We start from the raw sequence: 18,855 nt of genomic DNA, 5'->3' as shown, positions 1-18,855 counted from the left end.
CTTCCGTGGGGGAGGGGAGGGAGGTGCGCGGGTATGGAACCGGGCGGCCCCCTGTGCGTGTGGGGGCCGCCCGGGTGACCCCGTCTTCCTGTGACGGGGTCGTGCACGCGGAGCGTCAGCGGGGACTATTCGAGGAGCTCCGCGTACGAGCCCATGGCCATGGCGATGTCCGCCTCGGCCCAGAACCGGTGGTACGTGAAGGTGGGCGCGGCGCCACCCTTGAGGTAGGCCTCGATCTTCGACCAGGCCGGGTCGTTCTTGTAGAAGGAACGGATCGAGCTGAAGGTGGACGAGGAGTTGATCGCGTCGCCGTTCGGCATGGTGCCGGTCCAGCCGCTCGGCACGGACACACTGTCACCGAACCGGCTGTAGTCGCTGCGGGTCTCCGGGGCGGCGATGCCCAGGCTGTCCTGGTAGTTGTTCCACATGCCGTCCAGCAGCGCCTTCGCCGTCGACTTCGCGGTCGCGTCACCGGACTTGGCGCCGTAGTACGTCAGGGTCTTGGCGTACGCCGCCGCCACGCCGACGTCGTTGGTGTAGTCGGCGACGGTGACATGGAGTCCGCTGTTCGTTCCGGGACTCGACGGGTTCCAGGTGTCGGGCTGGCCCGACCACTGGAGGGTCGCCGGGATCTGGTAGGTGCCGTCCGGGTTGATCGTGGTCTTGGACAGCGCCCACTTCACCCACTTGTCGAGGATCGCCTTCGCCGTGGCGTTCCCGGTCTGCTGGTAGTACTCGGCGACCCGCTCCATCGACCAGGCCTGGAAGCCGAACCACTGGTTGGACGGCGGGTCGTGGTAGACCGGCTGCCAGTCGTAGTACATGCCGTAGAAGGTGGAGGTACCGGCGGGCGGGCTGGCGTACCGGCCCTGCCAGCTGTTGGTCGCGCCGCCCGCGATGGCGCCCTCGGACGACTGGAGCCACCGGTAGAACTCCAGCTGCCGCTGGAGGGACTTGGACCAGTCGGCAACGCCGGTGGCCGACTTGGGCTCCAGGTCGGCATAGCTGCTCAGCGCGTAGGCGGCGAGGGGGTTCTGGTAGCCGCCGTGCACATGGCTGGAGCCGATCCGCCATGCCCAGCCGGAGTTGGTGTCGGTGGCGCCGCCCCAGGCGTAGTACCAGGACAGCAGGTAGTGCGAGGCGTCCTTGCCGGTGCCGGCCGCGCAGGTGGAGGCACCCACACAGTTGCCGATCTTCTTGAAGTACTTGTCGTACATCGCGTACCGCAGGTAGTCGCCCATCTTCGCGGCCTTGGCCACCGTCGCGGACACGTCGCTGCCCTTGCCCTGCTGCTTGGCCCACACGTCCGCCCAGTACGCCGCCTGCACCGCACGCGCGTCGGCGTCCGGGGCGTCGGTGTACTTCCACTGCTTGGAGTAGGAGTTGTCGCCGGTGAACAGGTCCAGATAGCCGTTCTTGCCGCCGTACTTGAAGGCGTCGCAGGTCGGCTGCGGGATGGTCTCCCACACCGACTCCTGCGGGCCGCGCTGGAAGGTGTTCAGATACGACGGGCCGCTCGCCGTCGGGCCGCCCTCGCAGGTGCCGCCCGGGGTGTCGCCGTAGCCGTAGACGTTGTCGACGTCCTCGATCCAGTGCATGCCGTAGACGTCGTCGGTGCCGTAGGCGCTCTTCAGCTCGGCGGCGATCGGGTCCGAGCCCACGGACACGGAGGTGTCCAGCTTCGCCGGGTACTGGTCGGGGGTGTCCTCCTCGGGGGCGTAGGTCGCCGGCTTGGAGGCGTTGTAGAAGGAGTTGGTGGGCTGGTCGGCGTGCGTGGGGATCATGTACTTCTCCATGAGGGCCCACGCCCCGTTGAACTTCGACCAGTCGCCGGTGACCTTGCCGTACATCGCCTGGAGCCACAGCAGATAGCTGTAGGCCTCGGACGTGGTCTCGTGGCCGTAGTCCGGCGCCTCGACGATCAGCGTCTCCACCGAGTGGTAGGGGATGCCCTGCGGGGAGAAGTAGCCGTTCGCCGGGTCGGTGATCTTCCCGTAGAGGTCCAGGAAGCGGGTGTCGTACGTCTTGGTGGGGGCCAGCTCGGTCACCGTCACCGTGGCCTTGGTGTAGCCCGTGGCCGAGGCGGTGAAGGTGGCGCTGCCGGTGCCGGAGGAGTCCGCCGTGACGGTCACGTTCTGCGCGGTGTCCCAGTTGGCCGGGGTGAAGGTCAGGGACGACCCGCCCGTCACCGACAGACCCGTGTTGCCGGCGGTGCGGGCCACGCCCACCGTCACGTTCGCGCTCGGCTTGGTCGACAGCTTCACCGCGAAGGTGCCCGACTTGCCCTGCTGGACGCCCAGCTGGGACGGGGAGGCGACGACGGCGGGTCCGGACGCGACGGTGACGCCGACCGGTGTCGACTCGGCGGACGCGCCCAGGCTGTCGTACGCCTTCGCCACCAGCGAATGACTGCCCACGGTCAAATCGGAGACGGAGAGCGTGTACGGCGCGCTCGTGTCGGTGCCGAGCAGCGTGGTGTCGTCGTAGAACTCCACCTTGCTGATCGTGGCGTTGTCGGCCGCCGCCGCGGTCGCGGCCAGCGGGATCGCGTCGCCCTGGGTGTACACCGCGCCCGCGCTCGGGCTGGTCAGCACCGTGACCGGCGGCTGGTGGGCGCCGGCGCAGGTGGTGCCGTTGACCGCGAACGCGGTGGGCGCCGCGTTGGTGCCGCTGTAGCTGAACTGGGCACCGGTGCTGACGGCGGAACCCGCGGCGATGGTCGCGTTGTACGAGGCGTTCTTGACGGTGACGGTCTGGCCGGACTGCGACCAGGTGCCGTTCCATCCGTTGGACAGCTTCTGGTTGCCCGTATACGAGTAGGTGAGCGTCCAGCCGTCGATGGCGTCGGTGCCGCGGTTGGTGACGGTGAGGTCGGCGGTGAAGCCGGAACCCCAGTCATTGGTCTTGTAGTCGACGCTGCACTGCACGGTCGCCGCGTGCGCGGCCGGGGTGCCGGTGGCGAGCATCGTCAGGGGCAGGGCGAACGCGGCCGCCACGGCGGTCCACAGTCGCCGCACGGCTGCGCGTCTGCGTCCGGGATCCATGTGCTGGTTCCTCCTTGCGGCATTGCGGCTCGGTCGGGAAGTCAAGGCTTGAACCAGTGGGAGCGCTCCCATAGTGATGACCGCCATGTGAACGGTCAAGACGCTCGAAGAGTCGAAAAGATTCGACGCTTTTGGTTGAGGAAAAGTCAGCGCCTCTGCTAGGCAAGCCGCCCGCCGGGCGCTACCTTCCTTCGCACCAGTGGGAGCGATTCCATTCAGTCGACGCGTCCGTCACGGCGCGTCCAGCTGTGAGGAGTCGCTCATGCGACACCCCCCGCGTTCAGTACTTTTAGCCGCCGCCGGCGCCGCCGCACTCGTTCTCGGCGCCGTCGTCCCGGTGGCCAGCGCACAGGGCGCCGCGCCCGCCTGCACGGTGGACTACTCCATCACCGGCCAGTGGGACAGCGGCTTCCAGGGATCAGTCAGGATCACCAACAACCAGGCCGCGCTCAGCACCTGGAAGCTCGGCTTCGACTTCGCCGACGGCCAGAAGGTCACCCAGGGCTGGAACGCGGAGTGGTCCCAGTCCGGTACGACCGTGACCGCCACGAGCGAGAGCTGGAACGGCTCGCTCGGCACCGGGGCGAGCGTCAGCGCCGGCTTCCTCGGGTCCTGGTCGGGCCGCAACACCGTACCCACCGCGTTCAAGCTCAACGGCACCACCTGCAACGTCGACAGCGAACCGACCCCACCCCCGACCGGCACCGGCGCCCCCGCCCTGCATGTCTCCGGCGCCAGGCTCGTGGACGCCGGCGGTACGCCCCGCCGGCTGCTCGGCGTGAACCGCTCCGGCGGCGAGTTCAAGTGTGTGCAGGGTTACGGCATCTGGGACGGTCCCGTCGACGACGCCGCCATCCAGGCGATCGCCGACTGGAAGGCCAATGCCGTCCGCATCCCGCTCAACGAGGAGTGCTGGCTCGGCCTGTCCAACGTCAAGCCCGAGTACGCCGGCGCGAACTACATCGCCGCCGTCAAGGACCTGGTGGCCCGCGTCGAGGCGCACGGCCTGACCCCGATCCTCGATCTGCACTGGACCTACGGCCAGTACACCGGCAACTCGGCGGGCTGCACCGACGTCCACGCCACCTGCCAGAAGCCGATGCCCGACGCCCAGTACAGCCCGTCCTTCTGGGCGTCGGTCGCCGGCACCTTCAAGGACGACCCCGCACCGGTGTTCGACCTGTTCAACGAGCCCTACCCGGACCGTGCCACCAGCAATGTCACGGACGCCTGGAAGTGCTGGCGGGACGGCGGGACCTGCCCCGGCATCTCCTACGAGGTCGCCGGCATGCAGGACCTCGTGGACAGCGTCCGGGGCGCCGGCGCCAAGAACGTCATCATGGCCGGCGGGCTGGCGTACTCCAACGACCTCAGCCAGTGGCTGACCTACAAGCCCACCGACCCGGCCGGCAATCTCGCCGCCTCCTACCACGTCTACAACTTCAACAGCTGTTCCTCGGCGAGCTGCTGGGACTCCACCCTCGCCCCGGTCGCGGCACAGGTCCCGCTGATCGCCGGCGAGGTCGGCGAGAACACCTGCGCGCACTCCTTCACCGACCAGGTCATGAAGTGGTTCGACGACCACGGACTGTCCTACCTGGGCTGGACCTGGAACACCTGGGACTGCTCCAGCGGCCCCTCCCTGATCTCGTCGTACGACGGCACACCCACCGCGTACGGCGCCGGGCTGCGCGACCATCTGCGCGCCCTCAACCCGTAACCCCCATCCCTCGACTCCTCCCGACGCAACCCCGGAAGAAGGAACCCGCACTGATGAGTCGCACCAGAACATCCCTGCTCGCGGCCCTGGCGCTGGTCGCCGGGACCTCCGGCACGGCGCTGCTCACGGCCCCGGCCGGAGCCGCCACCTCCTCCATCCCCTGCACCGTGGCCTACACCGTGCAGAACCAGTGGGACACCGGCTTCACCGCCGCCGTCACCGTCACCAACAACGCGGCCGCCAAGTCGAGCTGGTCGCTGAAGTGGTCGTACGCCGGCAACCAGAAGGTCACCAACGCCTGGAACGCGACGGTCAGCCAGAGCGGCGCCGACGTCACCGCCACCAACGCCGGCTACAACGGCACGCTGGGCACCGGCAGTTCGGTGAGCTTCGGCTTCAACGGCAGCTACAGCGGCTCCAACGCCGTACCCGCCACCTTCACCCTGGACGGCGTCACCTGCAACGTCGACAGCGGCGGAACGGGCGGCGGCACCGGTGGCAGCACGGGCGGCGGTACCGGTGGCAGTACCGGCGGCGGTACCGGTGGCAGCACGGGCGGCGGTACCGGTGGCAGCACGGGCGGCGGCACCGGCGGCCGGGTGGACAACCCCTACGCCGGCGCCAAGGTGTACGTGGACCCCGAGTGGTCCGCGCACGCCGCCGCCGAACCGGGCGGCAGCCGCATCTCCAACCAGCCCACCGCGGTCTGGCTCGACCGGATCGCCACCATCAACGGCGCCAACGGAGGTATGGGCCTGCGCGACCACCTGAACGCGGCCCTCACCCAGAAGGGCTCCGGCGACCTCGTCGTCCAGCTGGTCATCTACGACCTGCCCGGCCGCGACTGCGCCGCCCTCGCCTCCAACGGCGAACTCGGCCCCGACGACATCGACAAGTACAAGACCGACTACATCGACCCGATCGCCTCGATCCTGTCCGACCCGAAGTACGCGGGGCTGCGGATCGCCACCGTCATCGAGCCGGACTCGCTGCCCAACCTGGTCACCAACGGCGGCGGCACCTCCACCAGCACCACCGCCTGCGAGACCATGAAGGCGAACGGCAACTACGAGAAGGGCGTCAGCTACGCCCTCCAGAAGCTCGGCGCCCTCTCCAACGTCTACAACTACATCGACGCCGGACACCACGGCTGGCTCGGCTGGGACACCAACCTCGGTCCCTCCGCGCAGGAGTTCTACAAGGTCGCCACCTCCAACGGCGCCAGCGTGAACGACGTCGCCGGGTTCATCGTCAACACGGCCAACTACAGCGCCCTGAAGGAGCCGTACGTCAAGGTCACCGACTCGGTGAACGGCACGACCGTGCGCCAGTCGAAGTGGATCGACTGGAACCAGTACGTGGACGAGCAGTCGTACGCCCTCGGCCTGCGGGACAAGCTCGTCTCCCTCGGGTTCGACCCCGGCATCGGCATGCTGATCGACACCTCCCGCAACGGCTGGGGCGGTACCGCCCGGCCCACCGGGGCCGGCCCGCAGACCTCCGTCGACGCCTATGTCAACGGGGGCCGGGTGGACCGCCGTATCCACGTCGGCAACTGGTGCAACCAGAGCGGCGCCGGGCTCGGTGAACGGCCCACCGCCGCGCCGGCCGCCGGTATCGACGCCTATGTGTGGGCCAAGCCGCCGGGGCAGTCGGACGGAGCCAGCTCCCCCATCGCCAACGACGAGGGCAAGGGCTTCGACCAGATGTGCGACCCGACCTACACCGGCAACGCACGCAACGGGAACAGCATGTCGGGTGCCCTGCCGAACGCGCCGCTGGCCGGGCACTGGTTCTCCGCCCAGTTCCAGCAGCTGATGCAGAACGCCTACCCGCCGCTGCCGTGACCCACTGAGCCGGCAGATCCGCCGGGGTCAGGCCTCGTCGAGGCCCAGACCCCGGCGGATCGTGCGCTCCACCGGCGAGTAGCCGCCGTCCGGCCGGTGCAGCTCGTACGGCACCGCCGGGGACAGCGGCGGCTGGGCCATGAAACGCGGCCGGGTGCCGTGGTGCAGCTGCGCCGCGTGCACCAGGAACGGATGGCACAGGTAGACATCACCGGGGCGGCCGGTGGCGTACGCGAGCGGCCGATGTTCCGTGGCCGCCTCCACCCGCGGGGCGATCTCCAGCACCGACACACCGGCCTCGCCGTACGGCTCCAGCAGCGGCGGTACGTCCAGATGCGAGCCGACCCGGATCCGGGTGGGCGCGTCCTCCTCGGTCACCTCGCTGAACAGGAACAGCATCAGCAGCGCGCGGTCCCGTGAACGCACATTGGTGAAGGGCCAGGTCTCGCCCTCCACGGCGTAGCTGCCCTCGATGTGCCAGCCCGCGTCGCCCGGGTCCGAGGGGTGCGGGAAGCGCAGCGGGAAGGTGCCGAGGGAATAGCGCGGCTCCCAGCGGCCCGCACCGACCAACTGGTCGAACGCCTCGTGCAGGACAGGGGTGTTGACCGCCGCCGCGAACGGGCCCTGCGCCATCCCTCCCACCCGCACCACCGGTTCCTTCCAGGTGCCGGGGTCCTGCGGGTCGTACCCCGTCTCCCGCCACAGCAGCCGTGCGCAGTCCTCGGCGACGCGAGGCGGGAACGCCGCCTCGATCTTGACGAATCCGTCGGCGAGGAAGCGTTTCACCACGTCATGATCCATAGCGTCATCCTCGTCGGATCCGTTGCCGTGATGCATCTGTTTTTTGCGGTACCGGCAAGACGGCTGGCCCCCGGCCGGTGCGCCGTCGCACGCTGGCCGCCTCCGGACGAGAGGCTGACCACCATGGCGCACGACCACCACACCCACGAGCACCGGCACGGGCACGGACACGGGCACGACACCACCGACATCGACTGGAACGAGCTGGGCCCCCTGCTGGAGTCCCAGGCGGAGCTGTTCACCCCGCTCTACGAGCGGGCCCTGGCCTGGCTCGCGCGGGAGGTGACCGAGCCGGGGCTGATCGTGGACGCGGGCAGCGGACCCGGCGTCGTCTCCTGCCTCTTCGCCGAGACGTTCCCCGGCGCCCGGGTCGTCGCCGTCGACGGCACTCCGCCGCTGCTGGAACGCGCCCGCACCCGGGCCGAGAAGCAGGGCGTCGCCGACCGCTTCGACACCCTCGCCGGGGAACTGCCCGAGGTACTGGACGGGCTGGACTATCCGGCGGACCTGCTGTGGGCCAGCCGCAGTCTGCACCACCTCGGCGACCAGCGGGCCGCGCTCGCCGCGTTCGCCCGGCGGCTGGCCCCCGGCGGCACCCTGGCGCTCCTCGAAGGGGGCCTGCCCATGCGTTTCCTGCCCCGGGACATCGGCATCGGCCGACCCGGACTCCAGGCCCGGCTCGACGCCCTGGAGTCGGAGTGGTTCACGCGGATGCGGGCGGACCTGCCCGGCTCGGTCCCGGAGACCGAGGACTGGCCGGCCCTGCTGACCGCCGCCGGCCTCGGACACACCCGCACCCGCAGCTTCCTGCTCGACCTGCCCGCGCCGGTGAGCGACCGCGCCCGCGCGTATGTCGCCGCGTCCCTGTCCCGGCTGCGCGAGGGCGTCGGCGACGGGCTGGACGCCGAGGACCTGGCCACCCTGGACCGGCTGCTGGACCCGTCCGACCCGGCGAGCGTGCACCACCGGCCCGACGTGTTCGTCCTGGCGGCCCACACGGTGCACACCGCGGTGCGGCCGGTGGCGTGAACAACCCCCGCTGGCCGGGGTTGACTTGCAGTGATGGACTGCCCGGCGTTCACCAACCAGGTCACGGAGTTCGGGATCGGCGTGACCCTGGTCGCTCCCGGCCGGGTGGAGACCCCGTTCTGGGACGGCTAGGGCCTTACTTTCGGATCAGGTCGGCTGCGATGCCGGCGCTTTCTGGCCGACCCGAGCGGGGTCATGGGGGTGCCCCCTGCTCGAGCGGAGTCGAACTGACGCACGGCCGTCCGGCGGCTGCTGTCAGCGAGGATTCCTCACCGTTGGTGTGCGCGGTGGCAGCCGCCTCCTCCCGGGAGAACACTGGTCGTGTCGGACAGGGAGGCGATTTGCGATGTTCGTACGCACCATCTACGCGACCGGCGATCCGGCGAAGCTCGACACCGCCGTCCGGGCACTGAACACCTCCGGGCGGGAGCTCCTCGAGGAACGGCCCGGTTATCGCGGATCCGGTGTGTTCGTGGACCGCGAGATCGGCAAGCTGCTGGTGTCGAGCTGGTGGGACACCGAGGCGGAACGCCACAACAGCGACGAGGTCATGAGCGAGCGCCGGGCGATGCTGCTGGAGCCGTTCGCGAGCACCTACGCGGTGGAGAACTACGAGGCGGTCGTGGTCCACTCGGTCCAGCCGCCGCGCGTGGGCGGCGGACTCCGGCACACCCGGCTCGTGTTCGACCCGCTGGACGCCGACCTGCTCGGCGACACCTTCCGCGCCGCCGTGGTCCCGCGGCTGGACGCCCTGCCCGGACTGGCCCGGGTGTCCCTGCTCATCGACCGGGACCGGGGCACGGGAAGCGTCGGCGCCCTCTTCCTCGACCGGGCGTCGCTGGTGGCCTCCCGGGCCGGTCAGGCGGCGGCCCGGCACGAGGCCTCGGCCAAGGCCCATGTCACCGTCGTCGGACTGGAGGAGTTCGAGGTCGTGCACGCCGACGCCCACCTCGACTGACCGGGCGCACGGCAGACACCTCTAGCGGATCCCGCCGCGCCGGTGCTCCGGCGCGGCGGGGACCCGGTGCGGGGCTCAGGCCAGGTCGAACGTGGCCGGGTCGGGCCCGATCCGCCGGTCCTCGTTGAGCGCGCTGATCGCGCCGAGGTCCTCCGCGTCCAGGCTGAAGTCGAACACCTCGATGTTCTCCCTGATCCGCGACGGCGTCACGGACTTCGGGATCACGATGTTCCCCAGCTGGAGGTGCCAGCGCAGCACGATCTGCGCCGGTGTACGGCCGTGCTTCTGCGCGATCGCGACGATCGCCGGCACCTCCAGCAGCCCCTTGCCCTGGCCGAGCGGCGACCAGGCCTCGGTGGCGATGCCCTGCGCGGCGTGGAACTCGCGGGCGGCGTGCTGCTGAAGATGCGGGTGCAGCTCGATCTGGTTGACCGCCGGGATCACGGAGGTCTCGGAGATCAGCCGCTCCAGGTGCTCGGGCAGGAAGTTGGAGACACCGATGGCCTTGACCCGGCCGTCGGTGTACAGCTTCTCCAGCGCCTTGTAGGTGTCGACGTAGGTGTCGCGCGCCGGCAGCGGCCAGTGGATCAGATACAGGTCGACGTGGTCGAGCCCGAGCTTCGCCAGCGACACGTCGAAGGCGCGCAGCGTGGCGTCGTACCCCTGGTCGCTGTTCCAGAGCTTGGTGGTGACGAAGATGTCGTCGCGGGGCAGGCCGGAGGCGGCGATGGCCTTGCCGGTGCCCTCCTCGTTGCCGTAGATCGCCGCTGTGTCGATGCTGCGGTACCCGGCCTCCAGCGCCGTGGCGACGGCCCGCTCGGCCTCGTCGTCGGGCACCTGCCAGACGCCGTAGCCCAGCTGGGGCATCTCGATGCCGTTGTTGAGGATGATCGGGGGGACCTTGCTGCTCACGAGCCTCTTGATCCTTCGGTTGTCGACAGGTGGTACTTCCATGGTCAACGATCAGGCGCCGCGATGCATTCCAGACCCGCGGATCAGGTCCGGTAAAGTGCCTCGACCTCGCGCTCGTACGCCTTCTCGATCGCCTTCCGCTTCAGCTTCAACGACGGTGTCAGCAGGCCGTGTTCCTCGGTGAACGGCTGCGCCAGTATGCGGAAGGTGCGGATCGACTCGGCCTGCGAGACGAGCGTGTTGGCGGCGACCACCGCCCGCCGCACCTCCGTCTCCAGATCCGGGTCGCGCACCAGCTCCGCCGGGGTCAGCCGCGGCTTGTTGCGCATCGTCAGCCAGTGCTCGACGGCCTCCTGGTCCAGGGTGACCAGGGCGGCGATGTACGGGCGGTCGTTGCCGACCACGATGCACTGGTTGACCAGCGGATGGTCCCGGACCCGCTCCTCCAGCACGCCGGGGGAGACACTCTTGCCGCCGGAGGTCACCAGGATCTCCTTCTTGCGGCCGGTGATGGTCAGATAGCCGTCCTGGTCCAGCGTCCCCAGGTCGCCGGTGGCCAGCCAGCCGTCGTGCAGGGTCTCGTCGGTGGCCTTCGGGTTGTTCAGATAGCCCTGGAAGACATTGCCGCCGTGCAGCCAGATCTCCCCGTCGTCGGCGATGTGCACGGTCACCCCGGGGATGGCCTGGCCGACCGTGCCGTAGCGGGTGCGCTCGGGCGGGTTCGCGGTCGCCGCGGCCGTCGACTCGGTGAGCCCGTAGCCCTCGTAGATCTGCACGCCCGCGCCCGCGAAGAACAGCCCCAGCCGGCGGTCCATCCCCGAGCCGCCGGACATCGCGTTCCGGATCCGGCCGCCCATCGCCGCGCGGACCTTCGCGTACACCAGCTTGTCGAACAGCTGGTGCTGCATCCGCAGGCCCGCCGACGGGCCCGGCCCGGTGCCCCAGGCCTTCGCCTCCACCGCCTCCGCGTACTTCACCGCGATCTCGACGGCCTTCTCGAACGGCCCCGCCTTGCCGTCCTTCTCCGCCTTGCGGCGGGCCGCGTTGAACACCTTCTCGAAGATGTACGGCACCGCGAGGATGAACGTCGGCCGGAAGGCGGCCAGGTCGGGCAGCAGGGCGGCCGCGTGCAGCTGCGGCTGGTGGCCGAAGCGGACCCGGCCGCGGATCGCGGCGACCTGCACCATCCGCCCGAACACATGCGCCAGCGGCAGGAACAGCAGCGTCGACGCCTCGTCGCCCTTCTTGGAGTGGAACACCGGCTCCCAGCGCTGGATGACGGTGTCCGCCTCGAACATGAAGTTGCCGTGCGAGATGACACAGCCCTTGGGCCGGCCCGTGGTGCCCGAGGTGTAGATGATCGTGGCGACCGACTCCGGGGTGACCGCCTGCCGGTGCCGGTGCACCATCTCGTCGTCCAGATGTGCCCCGGCGTCGTACAGCTCCTGCACACAGCCGGCGTCCAGCTGCCACAGCCGCCGCAGGTTCGGCAGCCGGTCGATGACGGTGGCGATGGTCATCGCGTGGTCCTCGTGCTCCACGACCGCCGCCGTCACCTCGGCGTCGTACAGCATCCAGAAGCACTGCTCGGCCGAGGAGGTCGGATAGACGGGCACCACCTGCGCGCCGATCGCCCACAGCGCGAAGTCGAACAGGGTCCACTCGTAGCGGGTACGGGACATGATCGCGACCCGGTCGCCGAACCGGATGCCGTTGGCCAGCAGCCCCTTGGCCAGGGCGAGGACCTCGTCGCGGAACTCGGCGGCGGTGACGTCCCGCCACTGCCCGGAGGCGTCCTTGCGGCCGAGGGCGATGTGCAGGGGATCGGTCCGGGCATGCTCGAAGACGACGTCGGCCAGACCGCCCACCGGCGGCGGCGATGCCAACGGCGGGTTCGTGAACTCGCGCAAACCTGGCTCCCCGGTCCTCGCTGTTTGGTCACGCCGTGATGCGGCACAGCGCCGTGAAAGCTACCCCACCGGTTCACCGTTCGGGAGGGGGTGGGAAGCCGGGCAAACCTCACGTTTTTCCCGCTCGGGACGCGGAAAATGCCCGCACATGGGGAAGGGCCGGACACAAAACTGACGGTACCGTAAGTTTCGGTACCGTAATCTCCACCGAATCTGTACGCGCCGATTACCGGTGACGGCGCACCGGTCGGCGCACGCGTGCGCGCGGGGCGGCCGGGAGCCTTCCCCGGACCGCCCCGCACCAGGCACGGCTCAGCGCCGTACCGCCATCGCCTGCTCCCGCGCCGGCGGCTGCCCCGCGGGCGCGCCCGCCCCCGGCCCTGCCGTCCGCACCAGCCACAGCACCAGCCCGCCCGCCACCAGGCCGACGACGCCGGCGGTCACCAGCGCGGTGTCCAGGCCCGAGGCGAACGCGGCGCGCAGCGTGTGCTCGGGGACGCTGCCGCGCAGCCCCGCCGCCCCGCCGCCGGCCAGGGCGTGCGCGGCGTCGTGCCCCAGCGTGCCGGTCATCCGCGAGGTCAGGAGGGTGCCGAAGACGGCGACGCCGAGCGCGTACCCGAGCTGGCGGACCGTGTTCACCGCGCCGCCCGCCATCCCGGCCCGCTCGGCCGGCACCGCCGCCAGTGCCGCCCCGGCGACCGTCGGGCTGACACAGCCGGTGCCGATGCCGACCAGCACGAACCCCGGTACCAGCGCGGTCCAGGAGGCGCCCGCGTCCAGCACGGCCTGGCACAGGTTCCCGGTGCCGATCAGCAGCAGCCCGCCGCCGATGGTGAGCCGGGCGGGTACGCCGTGCAGCAGCCGGCCCACCAGCACGGCGACGATCATCGCCGCGACCGTCATCGGCAGCAGGGTGAGCCCGCCGCGCACCGGGGACATCCCCAGCAGCGTCTGCATCCAGATCGACAGGTACGGCGTCACCCCGAACGCCACCCCGTTGAAGGCGAACGCGCCCAGCAGCACGCCCGCGAACGCCGGCCGCCGCAGCAGCGCCAGGTCCAGCAGCGGATCCGCCGCCCGCCGCTCCACCAGCACGAACACCACCAGCGCGAGCGCCGCGCAGCCGAAGGCCAGCAGCGCCGCCGGGGCCGTCCAGCCGTCCTCACCGGCCCGTACCACCGCGTAGGTCAGACCGCCCCCGAAACCGGCGAAGGACACCATGCCCGCCCAGTCCACCCTCATACCGCGCGGCCCCCGGGACTCCGGCACCGCCCGCAGCGTCAGCCAGACCTCGACCACGCTCACCGGCAGGTTCACGAAGAAGATCCACCGCCAGCCGGGGCCCTCCGTGATCAGACCGCCCAGCACCGGGCCGATCGCCGCGGCGCCACCGCTCACCGCGCCCCACACACCGAGCGCCGCCGATCGCTGCCTGCCCTGGTAGACCGAGCCCAGCAGCGGCAGGGTGGTCGCGAACATCGCCGCGGCGCCCACCCCCTGCAAGGCCCGGGCCGCCACCAGCAGCTCCGGCCCGGAGGCCAGCCCGCACAGCAGCGAGGCCACCGCGAACAGCACGACACCCGCCACATGCACCCGGCGGCGCCCCAGCAGATCGGCGGCCGCGCCCGCGCCGAGCAGCAGCGCGGCCAGCGCCAGCGCGTACCCGTCCACCACCCACTGGAGATCGCCGAGCGAGGCGTGCAGCGAGCCGGCCATGTCCGGCAGCGCCACCACCACGATCGTCACGTCCAGCAACAACATGAACGTGCCCAGGCACACGGCCGTGAGCGTCCCCCATCTCCGCATGTCCCCACTCCCTGCCGACTCCTGGGCCGATCGCCCATTGCTCCGTACGATGGCCCCGCAGCGGCTGATCAGACGGCTCGACCAGGCGGAACCGACGGAACCCGACAGGAGAACCCGTGCCGAGAATGGAATCCGACACCTTCGACCAGCTCGACGTCCAGCTGCTGTCCGCGCTGGAGATCGACGCACGCGCCCCCTTCAGCCGGATCGCCGCCGTACTCGGCGTGTCCGACCAGACCGTCGCGCGCCGCTACCGGCGCCTCGCCGCCGAGGCCGGTCTGCGGGTCGTGGCCATGCGGGACGCCTACCGGCTCGGCCAGGACCAGTGGATGCTGCGGATCCGCTGCGCCCCGGACAGCGCCGCGGCCATCGCCGAGGCCCTGGCCCGGCGCCCCGACACCTACTGGATCGGCCTGGCCTCGGGCGGCACCGAGGTGCTGTGCCTGACCCGCCCGCGCACCCCCGGCGACCACGACGAGCTGCTGCTCGGCAGGCTGCCCCGCACCCCCAGCGTGGTCGAGATCCGCGCCCATCAGCTGCTGCACCGGTTCTACGGCGGTGGTGCGGAGGGCTGGATCCGCAAGCTGCACGCGCTCACCGACGAGCAGATCGCCGCGCTGCGCCCCGCCGTCGACCCCGACCCCGGGCCGCCCCGGATCGAACCCGAGGACGAACCCCTGCTGGCCGTGCTGGAGCGCGACGGCCGGGCCGGCTACCCCGAGCTCCAGCGCGCCACGGGCCGCTCGGAGTCCTCGGTCAGACGCCGGCTGGCCACGCTCCGCGCCTCCGGAGCGGTGTACATCGACGTCGAGTACCAGACCGAGAACCTCGGCCATCCCGTCGTCGCCACGCTCTGGATCACCGCCGCCCCCGCCGCGCTGCACTCCGTCGGCCAGGCCCTGGCCACCCACGCGGAGACCGCCTGGGTCTCGGCCACGGCCGGCCCGTCCAACCTGGTCGTCACCGCGCTGACCCGCAGCACGGCGGGCCTGTACGCCTACCTCAGCGGCCCCCTCGGCCGGCTGGAGGGAGTCCAGCACGTGGAGACGACACCGTTCCTGCGCCGGGTCAAACAGCTGACGTACCCGATACCCCGCTGATGCCGGCCCGGGGTTGCAGTATTCCGCGTCGGCCTGACCATGAGGCTTCTCCGGTGCGTCGGACTTTGCCGTATGGCTCCGGCGCCCTGGTACGGCCGCACGCACTTGCCGGTGTGCCGGTGTCCCGCTGGTCGCGCTCGCTCAACTGCTTCGGCGGCGCAGGCGTTCGCCGCCTGCCAGGATCGCGGCCGCGAGGGCGTTCGCGGGGCTGTCCGCAGGGCCCCGGTGGCGGCCGTGGACCAGGACGAAGTCGACCTTGCCCAGCTCCGGCAGCCCGGCCCGGTCCGGCAGCCGGAACAGGCCCGGAGGGATCAGCCGCCGGGCGTGGGCCATCACCCCGAGCCCGGCCCGGGCCGCGGCGATCAGCCCGTTGAGGCTGCCGCTGGTGCAGACGATCCGCCACTCCCGGCCCTCGCCCTCCAGCGTCTCCAGCGCCCGGGCCCGGGTGATGCCCGGCGGCGGATAGACGATCAGCGGCACCGGCCGGTCCGGGTCCAGCCGCAGCCGCTCGGCGCCGATCCACACCAGGTCGTCCCGCCAGACCAGCGCGCCGCGCGGGTCCTCGGGGCGCCGCTTGGCCAGCACCAGGTCCAGCTTTCCGGCGGCCAGCCGCTCGTAGAGGGTGCCGGACAGCTCGACCGTCAGCTCGAGGTCGACCTCCGGATGGTCGTAGCGGAAGCTTTCCAGGATCTCCGGCAGCCGGGTGAGCACGAAGTCCTCCGAGGCGCCGAACCGCAGCCGGCCCCGCACCCGGGTGCCGGAGAAGAACGCCGTCGCCTGCTCGTGCACCTCCAGGAGCCGGCGTGCGAAGCCGAGCATCGCCTCGCCGTCCTCGGTCAGCTCCACCGAATGGGTGTCCCGCGAGAACAGCTGCCGGCCGGCCGCGTCCTCCAGCCGCCGCACATGCTGGCTGACCGTGGACTGGCGCACCCCGAGCCGCCGCGCGGCCTGGGTGAAGCTCAGCGTCTGGGCGACTGCGAGGAAGGTGCGGAGCTGGGTGGGGTCGTACACCGGACCAGACTAGCGCGGTCATCGCGATACGTGATGACAGTCAGAGTGGTATGCAGGTTTCCCGATCGGTCGACGGAAGGAGACGATGGAAAGTGGCCCTGGTGGGCCCGGAGACGGAACATCACATCTGAGCGAACGGAGCACCGTGAAACGCCTGCGCTGGCCGAGTCGGCTGCCGATCGACCCGTACATCGTGCTGCTTCTCGGGACCGTGGGGCTGGCCGCGCTGCTGCCCGCCCAGGGCACCGCCGCCGATGTGGCCTCCGGCGCTTCCACGGCCGCGATCGCCTTCCTCTTCTTCCTCTACGGCGCCCGGCTGTCCACCCGGGAGGCGCTCGACGGACTGCGTCACTGGCGGCTCCACCTCACCGTGCTGGCCTGCACCTTCCTCGTCTTCCCGGCGCTCGGGCTGGCGGCGCGCGCCCTGGTGCCCGTGCTGCTGACCCAGCCGCTCTACCAGGGCCTGCTCTTCCTGACGCTGGTCCCGTCCACGATCCAGTCGTCCATCGCCTTCACCTCCATCGCCCGGGGAAACGTGCCCGCGGCGATCTGCGCGGGCTCCTTCTCCTCCCTCGTCGGCATCGTCCTCACCCCGCTGCTGGCCGCCGGACTGCTCGGCAACAGCGGCGGCGGGTTCTCCGCCGACTCGCTGCTCAAGATCGTGCTGCAACTGCTGGTGCCGTTCCTGGCCGGGCAGCTGCTGCGCCGCTGGATCGGCGGCTTCGTCACCCGGCACAAGAAGGTCCTCGGACTGGTCGACCGCGGTTCGATCCTGCTGGTCGTGTACACCGCCTTCAGCGAGGGCATGACCCGCGGCATCTGGCACCGGATCAGCCCCGGCCGGCTCGGCGCGCTGCTCGCCGTCGAGGCCGTCCTGCTGGCCGTGATGCTCCTGCTGACCTGGTACGGCGGCAAGGCGCTCGGCTTCGGCCGGGCGGACCGGATCGCCATCCAGTTCGCCGGCTCGAAGAAGTCCCTCGCCTCCGGGCTGCCCATGGCGAGCGTGCTGTTCGGCGCCCATGCCTCCCTGGCCGTACTGCCGCTGATGCTCTTCCACCAGATGCAGCTGATGGTGTGCGCGGTGATCGCCAAGCGGCGGGCCCGCGACCCGGAGGAGGAGCCCCGGCAGGCCCCGGCGGGCTCGGTCGCCCACCCGGTCCAGGGGCAGCCGCACAACGGTGTCCTGCGCTGAGCCCAGCACCTGCCGGTCGGCCGGCTCGTCGTCGGTGAGTGCCCGCCTCATCGAAGGCGGCTCTCACGGGCGCAGTACGACCTTGCCGAGGTTGGCCCGTGCCTCGATCACCGCGTGCGCCCTCGCCGCGTCCTCCAGCGCGAACTCGGCGTGTACGACGAGCTTCAGGGCGCCCTCGGTGAACATCCGCCACAGCTCCTGGCGCCACTGCTCGTACAGCTCCGGCCGGCCGCGGGCGATGAGCGCCATCTGGAAGCCGATCACCGACTTGGCGCCCACCAGCAGGTCGTACGCCCGGATCGTGCCGCCGCCCGAGCTGTAGGCGACCAGCCGGCCGTGCGGGGCGAGGGCGGCGAGGGCGGGGGCGAGCAGCTCGCCGCCGACCGCGTCCAGGACGCAGTCCACCGGCTCCCCCCAGCTGTCGTCGCCGTACCGTACGCAGTCGTCCGCGCCCAGTGAGCGCACGAAATCCGTCTTCGCCGGATCGGACACCGCGCCCACCACCCGGCCCGCGCCCTTCGCCCGCGCCAGCTGCACCGCGAGATGCCCGACCCCGCTGGCGGCCGCCGTGACCAGCACCGACTCGCCGGGGGCGGGGCGCGCCGACTCCAGCGCGCCGTACGCGACCAGCCCGCTGCGCACGAGCGCCACCGCGTCGACGGCGCCGGCCCCGTCGGGGACCGGGGAGGCCATGGCCTCGTGCAGGACGGCGAAGTCGGCGTAGCCGTGCCCGAAGCACAGCCCGGTCACCCGGTCGCCCACGGTGAACCGGGCCACCCCCGCGCCCACCGCGACCACCTCGCCGGCCAGTTCGCCGCCCAGCGGGATGGGCTCGGCGGACTCGGTGACCTTGCGGACCACGGGCAGGGTGACCCCGATCGCCGCGCAGCGCACCAGCAACTCGCCGGGGCCGGGCTCGGGGACCGGGACCTCCTCCGTGAAGAGCGGGCCGCCGGTGGACTCGTACCGGACACGGCGCATGGCCGACACCTCGCATTCGTTGGGAACACCCACGAAATTCGTTGGGGATCCCAACGGTAACGGGAGTTCATGGGGAAGTCCAACGATTCTTCGATAGGCTTCCGGCATGGCCGAAGCACCCCTGCCCGCGATCCGCTCCCTGCCCAGCTGGCTGCTGGGCCGGGCCGCCGCCCGCGGCCGCGCCCTGGTCGCCGACGCCCTCGCCGCCGAGGGCATGAAGATGTGGCACCACGTGACCCTCTCCGCCGTCCGCGACCTCGGCCCGGTCGCCCAGGCCGACCTCGGCCGCGGCATCGGACTCGACCCCAAGGACCTGGTCGGCATCCTCAACGACCTCCAGTCCTCCGGCCTCGTGCTGCGCGCCCCCGACCCGCGCGACCGGCGCAAGAACGCGGTCTCCCTCACCGACGGGGGCGCGCGCCTCCTCGACCGCTGCGAGCGGGCGGCCCGCGCGGCCAACGACGCGCTCCTCGCCCCGCTGTCGGCGGCCGAACGCGAGCAGTTCATGGGCCTGTTGACCCGCATTTCCGGTGCGGACGGCTGA

At 71.2% G+C, this 18,855-nt stretch carries 14 protein-coding genes; 7 read left to right on the top strand and 7 right to left on the bottom strand.

Going from position 1 to position 18,855, the window contains the following annotated elements; translation table 11 throughout:
• Positions 1 to 125 precede the first annotated feature (125 nt).
• Positions 126 to 3,044, bottom strand: a complete 2,919-nt coding sequence (locus tag ACFVIU_RS15105) for a glycoside hydrolase family 48 protein (protein WP_385842881.1) — start codon at positions 3,042 to 3,044, stop codon at positions 126 to 128.
• 262 nt (positions 3,045 to 3,306) lie between these two features.
• On the opposite strand from ACFVIU_RS15105, the gene ACFVIU_RS15100 reads away from it, so the two are divergent.
• Positions 3,307 to 4,764 carry a cellulase family glycosylhydrolase gene (locus ACFVIU_RS15100; RefSeq protein WP_385842880.1) on the top strand — a complete coding sequence of 486 codons (1,458 nt, stop codon included), beginning with the start codon at positions 3,307 to 3,309 and terminating at the stop codon, positions 4,762 to 4,764.
• A 53-nt stretch (positions 4,765 to 4,817) separates the two neighbouring features.
• A complete protein-coding gene (locus ACFVIU_RS15095) occupies positions 4,818 to 6,611 on the top strand; it encodes a glycoside hydrolase family 6 protein (protein ID WP_385842879.1) in 1,794 nt (597 codons plus the stop codon).
• Between the two features lie 27 nt (positions 6,612 to 6,638).
• Here ACFVIU_RS15095 and ACFVIU_RS15090 read toward each other — a convergent pair whose 3' ends face one another.
• Positions 6,639 to 7,412: a phytanoyl-CoA dioxygenase family protein gene (locus ACFVIU_RS15090; protein WP_385842878.1), complete on the bottom strand. Its 774-nt coding sequence runs from the start codon at positions 7,410 to 7,412 to the stop codon at positions 6,639 to 6,641.
• Between the two features lie 123 nt (positions 7,413 to 7,535).
• Here ACFVIU_RS15090 and ACFVIU_RS15085 point away from each other — a divergent pair, with 123 nt between their 5' ends.
• Both ACFVIU_RS15085 and ACFVIU_RS15080 read left to right on the top strand, forming a co-directional pair.
• Positions 7,536 to 8,441, top strand: coding sequence for a class I SAM-dependent methyltransferase (locus ACFVIU_RS15085; protein ID WP_385842877.1), 906 nt, complete (start codon positions 7,536 to 7,538; stop codon positions 8,439 to 8,441).
• A gap of 346 nt (positions 8,442 to 8,787) precedes the next feature.
• Positions 8,788 to 9,399, top strand: a complete 612-nt coding sequence (locus ACFVIU_RS15080) for a hypothetical protein (protein WP_385842876.1) — start codon at positions 8,788 to 8,790, stop codon at positions 9,397 to 9,399.
• 75 nt (positions 9,400 to 9,474) lie between these two features.
• Here ACFVIU_RS15080 and ACFVIU_RS15075 read toward each other — a convergent pair whose 3' ends face one another.
• The 3 genes from ACFVIU_RS15075 to ACFVIU_RS15065 form a co-directional block, all read right to left on the bottom strand.
• Positions 9,475 to 10,311, bottom strand: a complete 837-nt coding sequence (locus ACFVIU_RS15075) for an aldo/keto reductase (RefSeq protein ID WP_385842875.1) — start codon at positions 10,309 to 10,311, stop codon at positions 9,475 to 9,477.
• A gap of 83 nt (positions 10,312 to 10,394) precedes the next feature.
• Entirely contained in the window at positions 10,395 to 12,221 is a 1,827-nt protein-coding gene (locus ACFVIU_RS15070) for an AMP-dependent synthetase/ligase (RefSeq protein ID WP_385842874.1), read from the bottom strand.
• A 312-nt stretch (positions 12,222 to 12,533) separates the two neighbouring features.
• Positions 12,534 to 14,027, bottom strand: coding sequence for an MFS transporter (locus ACFVIU_RS15065; protein ID WP_385842873.1), 1,494 nt, complete (start codon positions 14,025 to 14,027; stop codon positions 12,534 to 12,536).
• A gap of 125 nt (positions 14,028 to 14,152) precedes the next feature.
• Here ACFVIU_RS15065 and ACFVIU_RS15060 point away from each other — a divergent pair, with 125 nt between their 5' ends.
• Complete coding sequence (locus ACFVIU_RS15060; RefSeq protein ID WP_385843021.1) at positions 14,153 to 15,127, top strand: Lrp/AsnC family transcriptional regulator; 975 nt, start codon at positions 14,153 to 14,155, stop codon at positions 15,125 to 15,127.
• Between the two features lie 141 nt (positions 15,128 to 15,268).
• On the opposite strand, the gene ACFVIU_RS15055 is transcribed toward ACFVIU_RS15060, so the two are convergent.
• Positions 15,269 to 16,138 (bottom strand): LysR substrate-binding domain-containing protein, encoded by an 870-nt coding sequence (locus tag ACFVIU_RS15055; protein ID WP_385842872.1) that lies wholly within the window; start codon positions 16,136 to 16,138, stop codon positions 15,269 to 15,271.
• Positions 16,139 to 16,283: 145 nt separating this feature from the next.
• Between ACFVIU_RS15055 and ACFVIU_RS15050 the strand changes: the two genes are divergently transcribed.
• Positions 16,284 to 17,330, top strand: a complete 1,047-nt coding sequence (locus ACFVIU_RS15050; RefSeq protein WP_385842871.1) for a bile acid:sodium symporter family protein — start codon at positions 16,284 to 16,286, stop codon at positions 17,328 to 17,330.
• Positions 17,331 to 17,393: 63 nt separating this feature from the next.
• Here the strand turns inward: ACFVIU_RS15050 and ACFVIU_RS15045 are convergent, their stop codons facing one another.
• Positions 17,394 to 18,311 (bottom strand): zinc-binding alcohol dehydrogenase family protein, encoded by a 918-nt coding sequence (locus ACFVIU_RS15045; RefSeq protein ID WP_385842870.1) that lies wholly within the window; start codon positions 18,309 to 18,311, stop codon positions 17,394 to 17,396.
• 106 nt (positions 18,312 to 18,417) lie between these two features.
• On the opposite strand from ACFVIU_RS15045, the gene ACFVIU_RS15040 reads away from it, so the two are divergent.
• Complete coding sequence (locus tag ACFVIU_RS15040; protein ID WP_385842869.1) at positions 18,418 to 18,855, top strand: MarR family winged helix-turn-helix transcriptional regulator; 438 nt, start codon at positions 18,418 to 18,420, stop codon at positions 18,853 to 18,855.

It is taken from the genome of Streptomyces sp. NPDC127190, from assembly GCF_042672505.1.
Taxonomy (GTDB): Bacteria; Actinomycetota; Actinomycetes; order Streptomycetales; family Streptomycetaceae; genus Streptomyces.
This window is presented reverse-complemented; position numbering and strand designations above follow the sequence as displayed.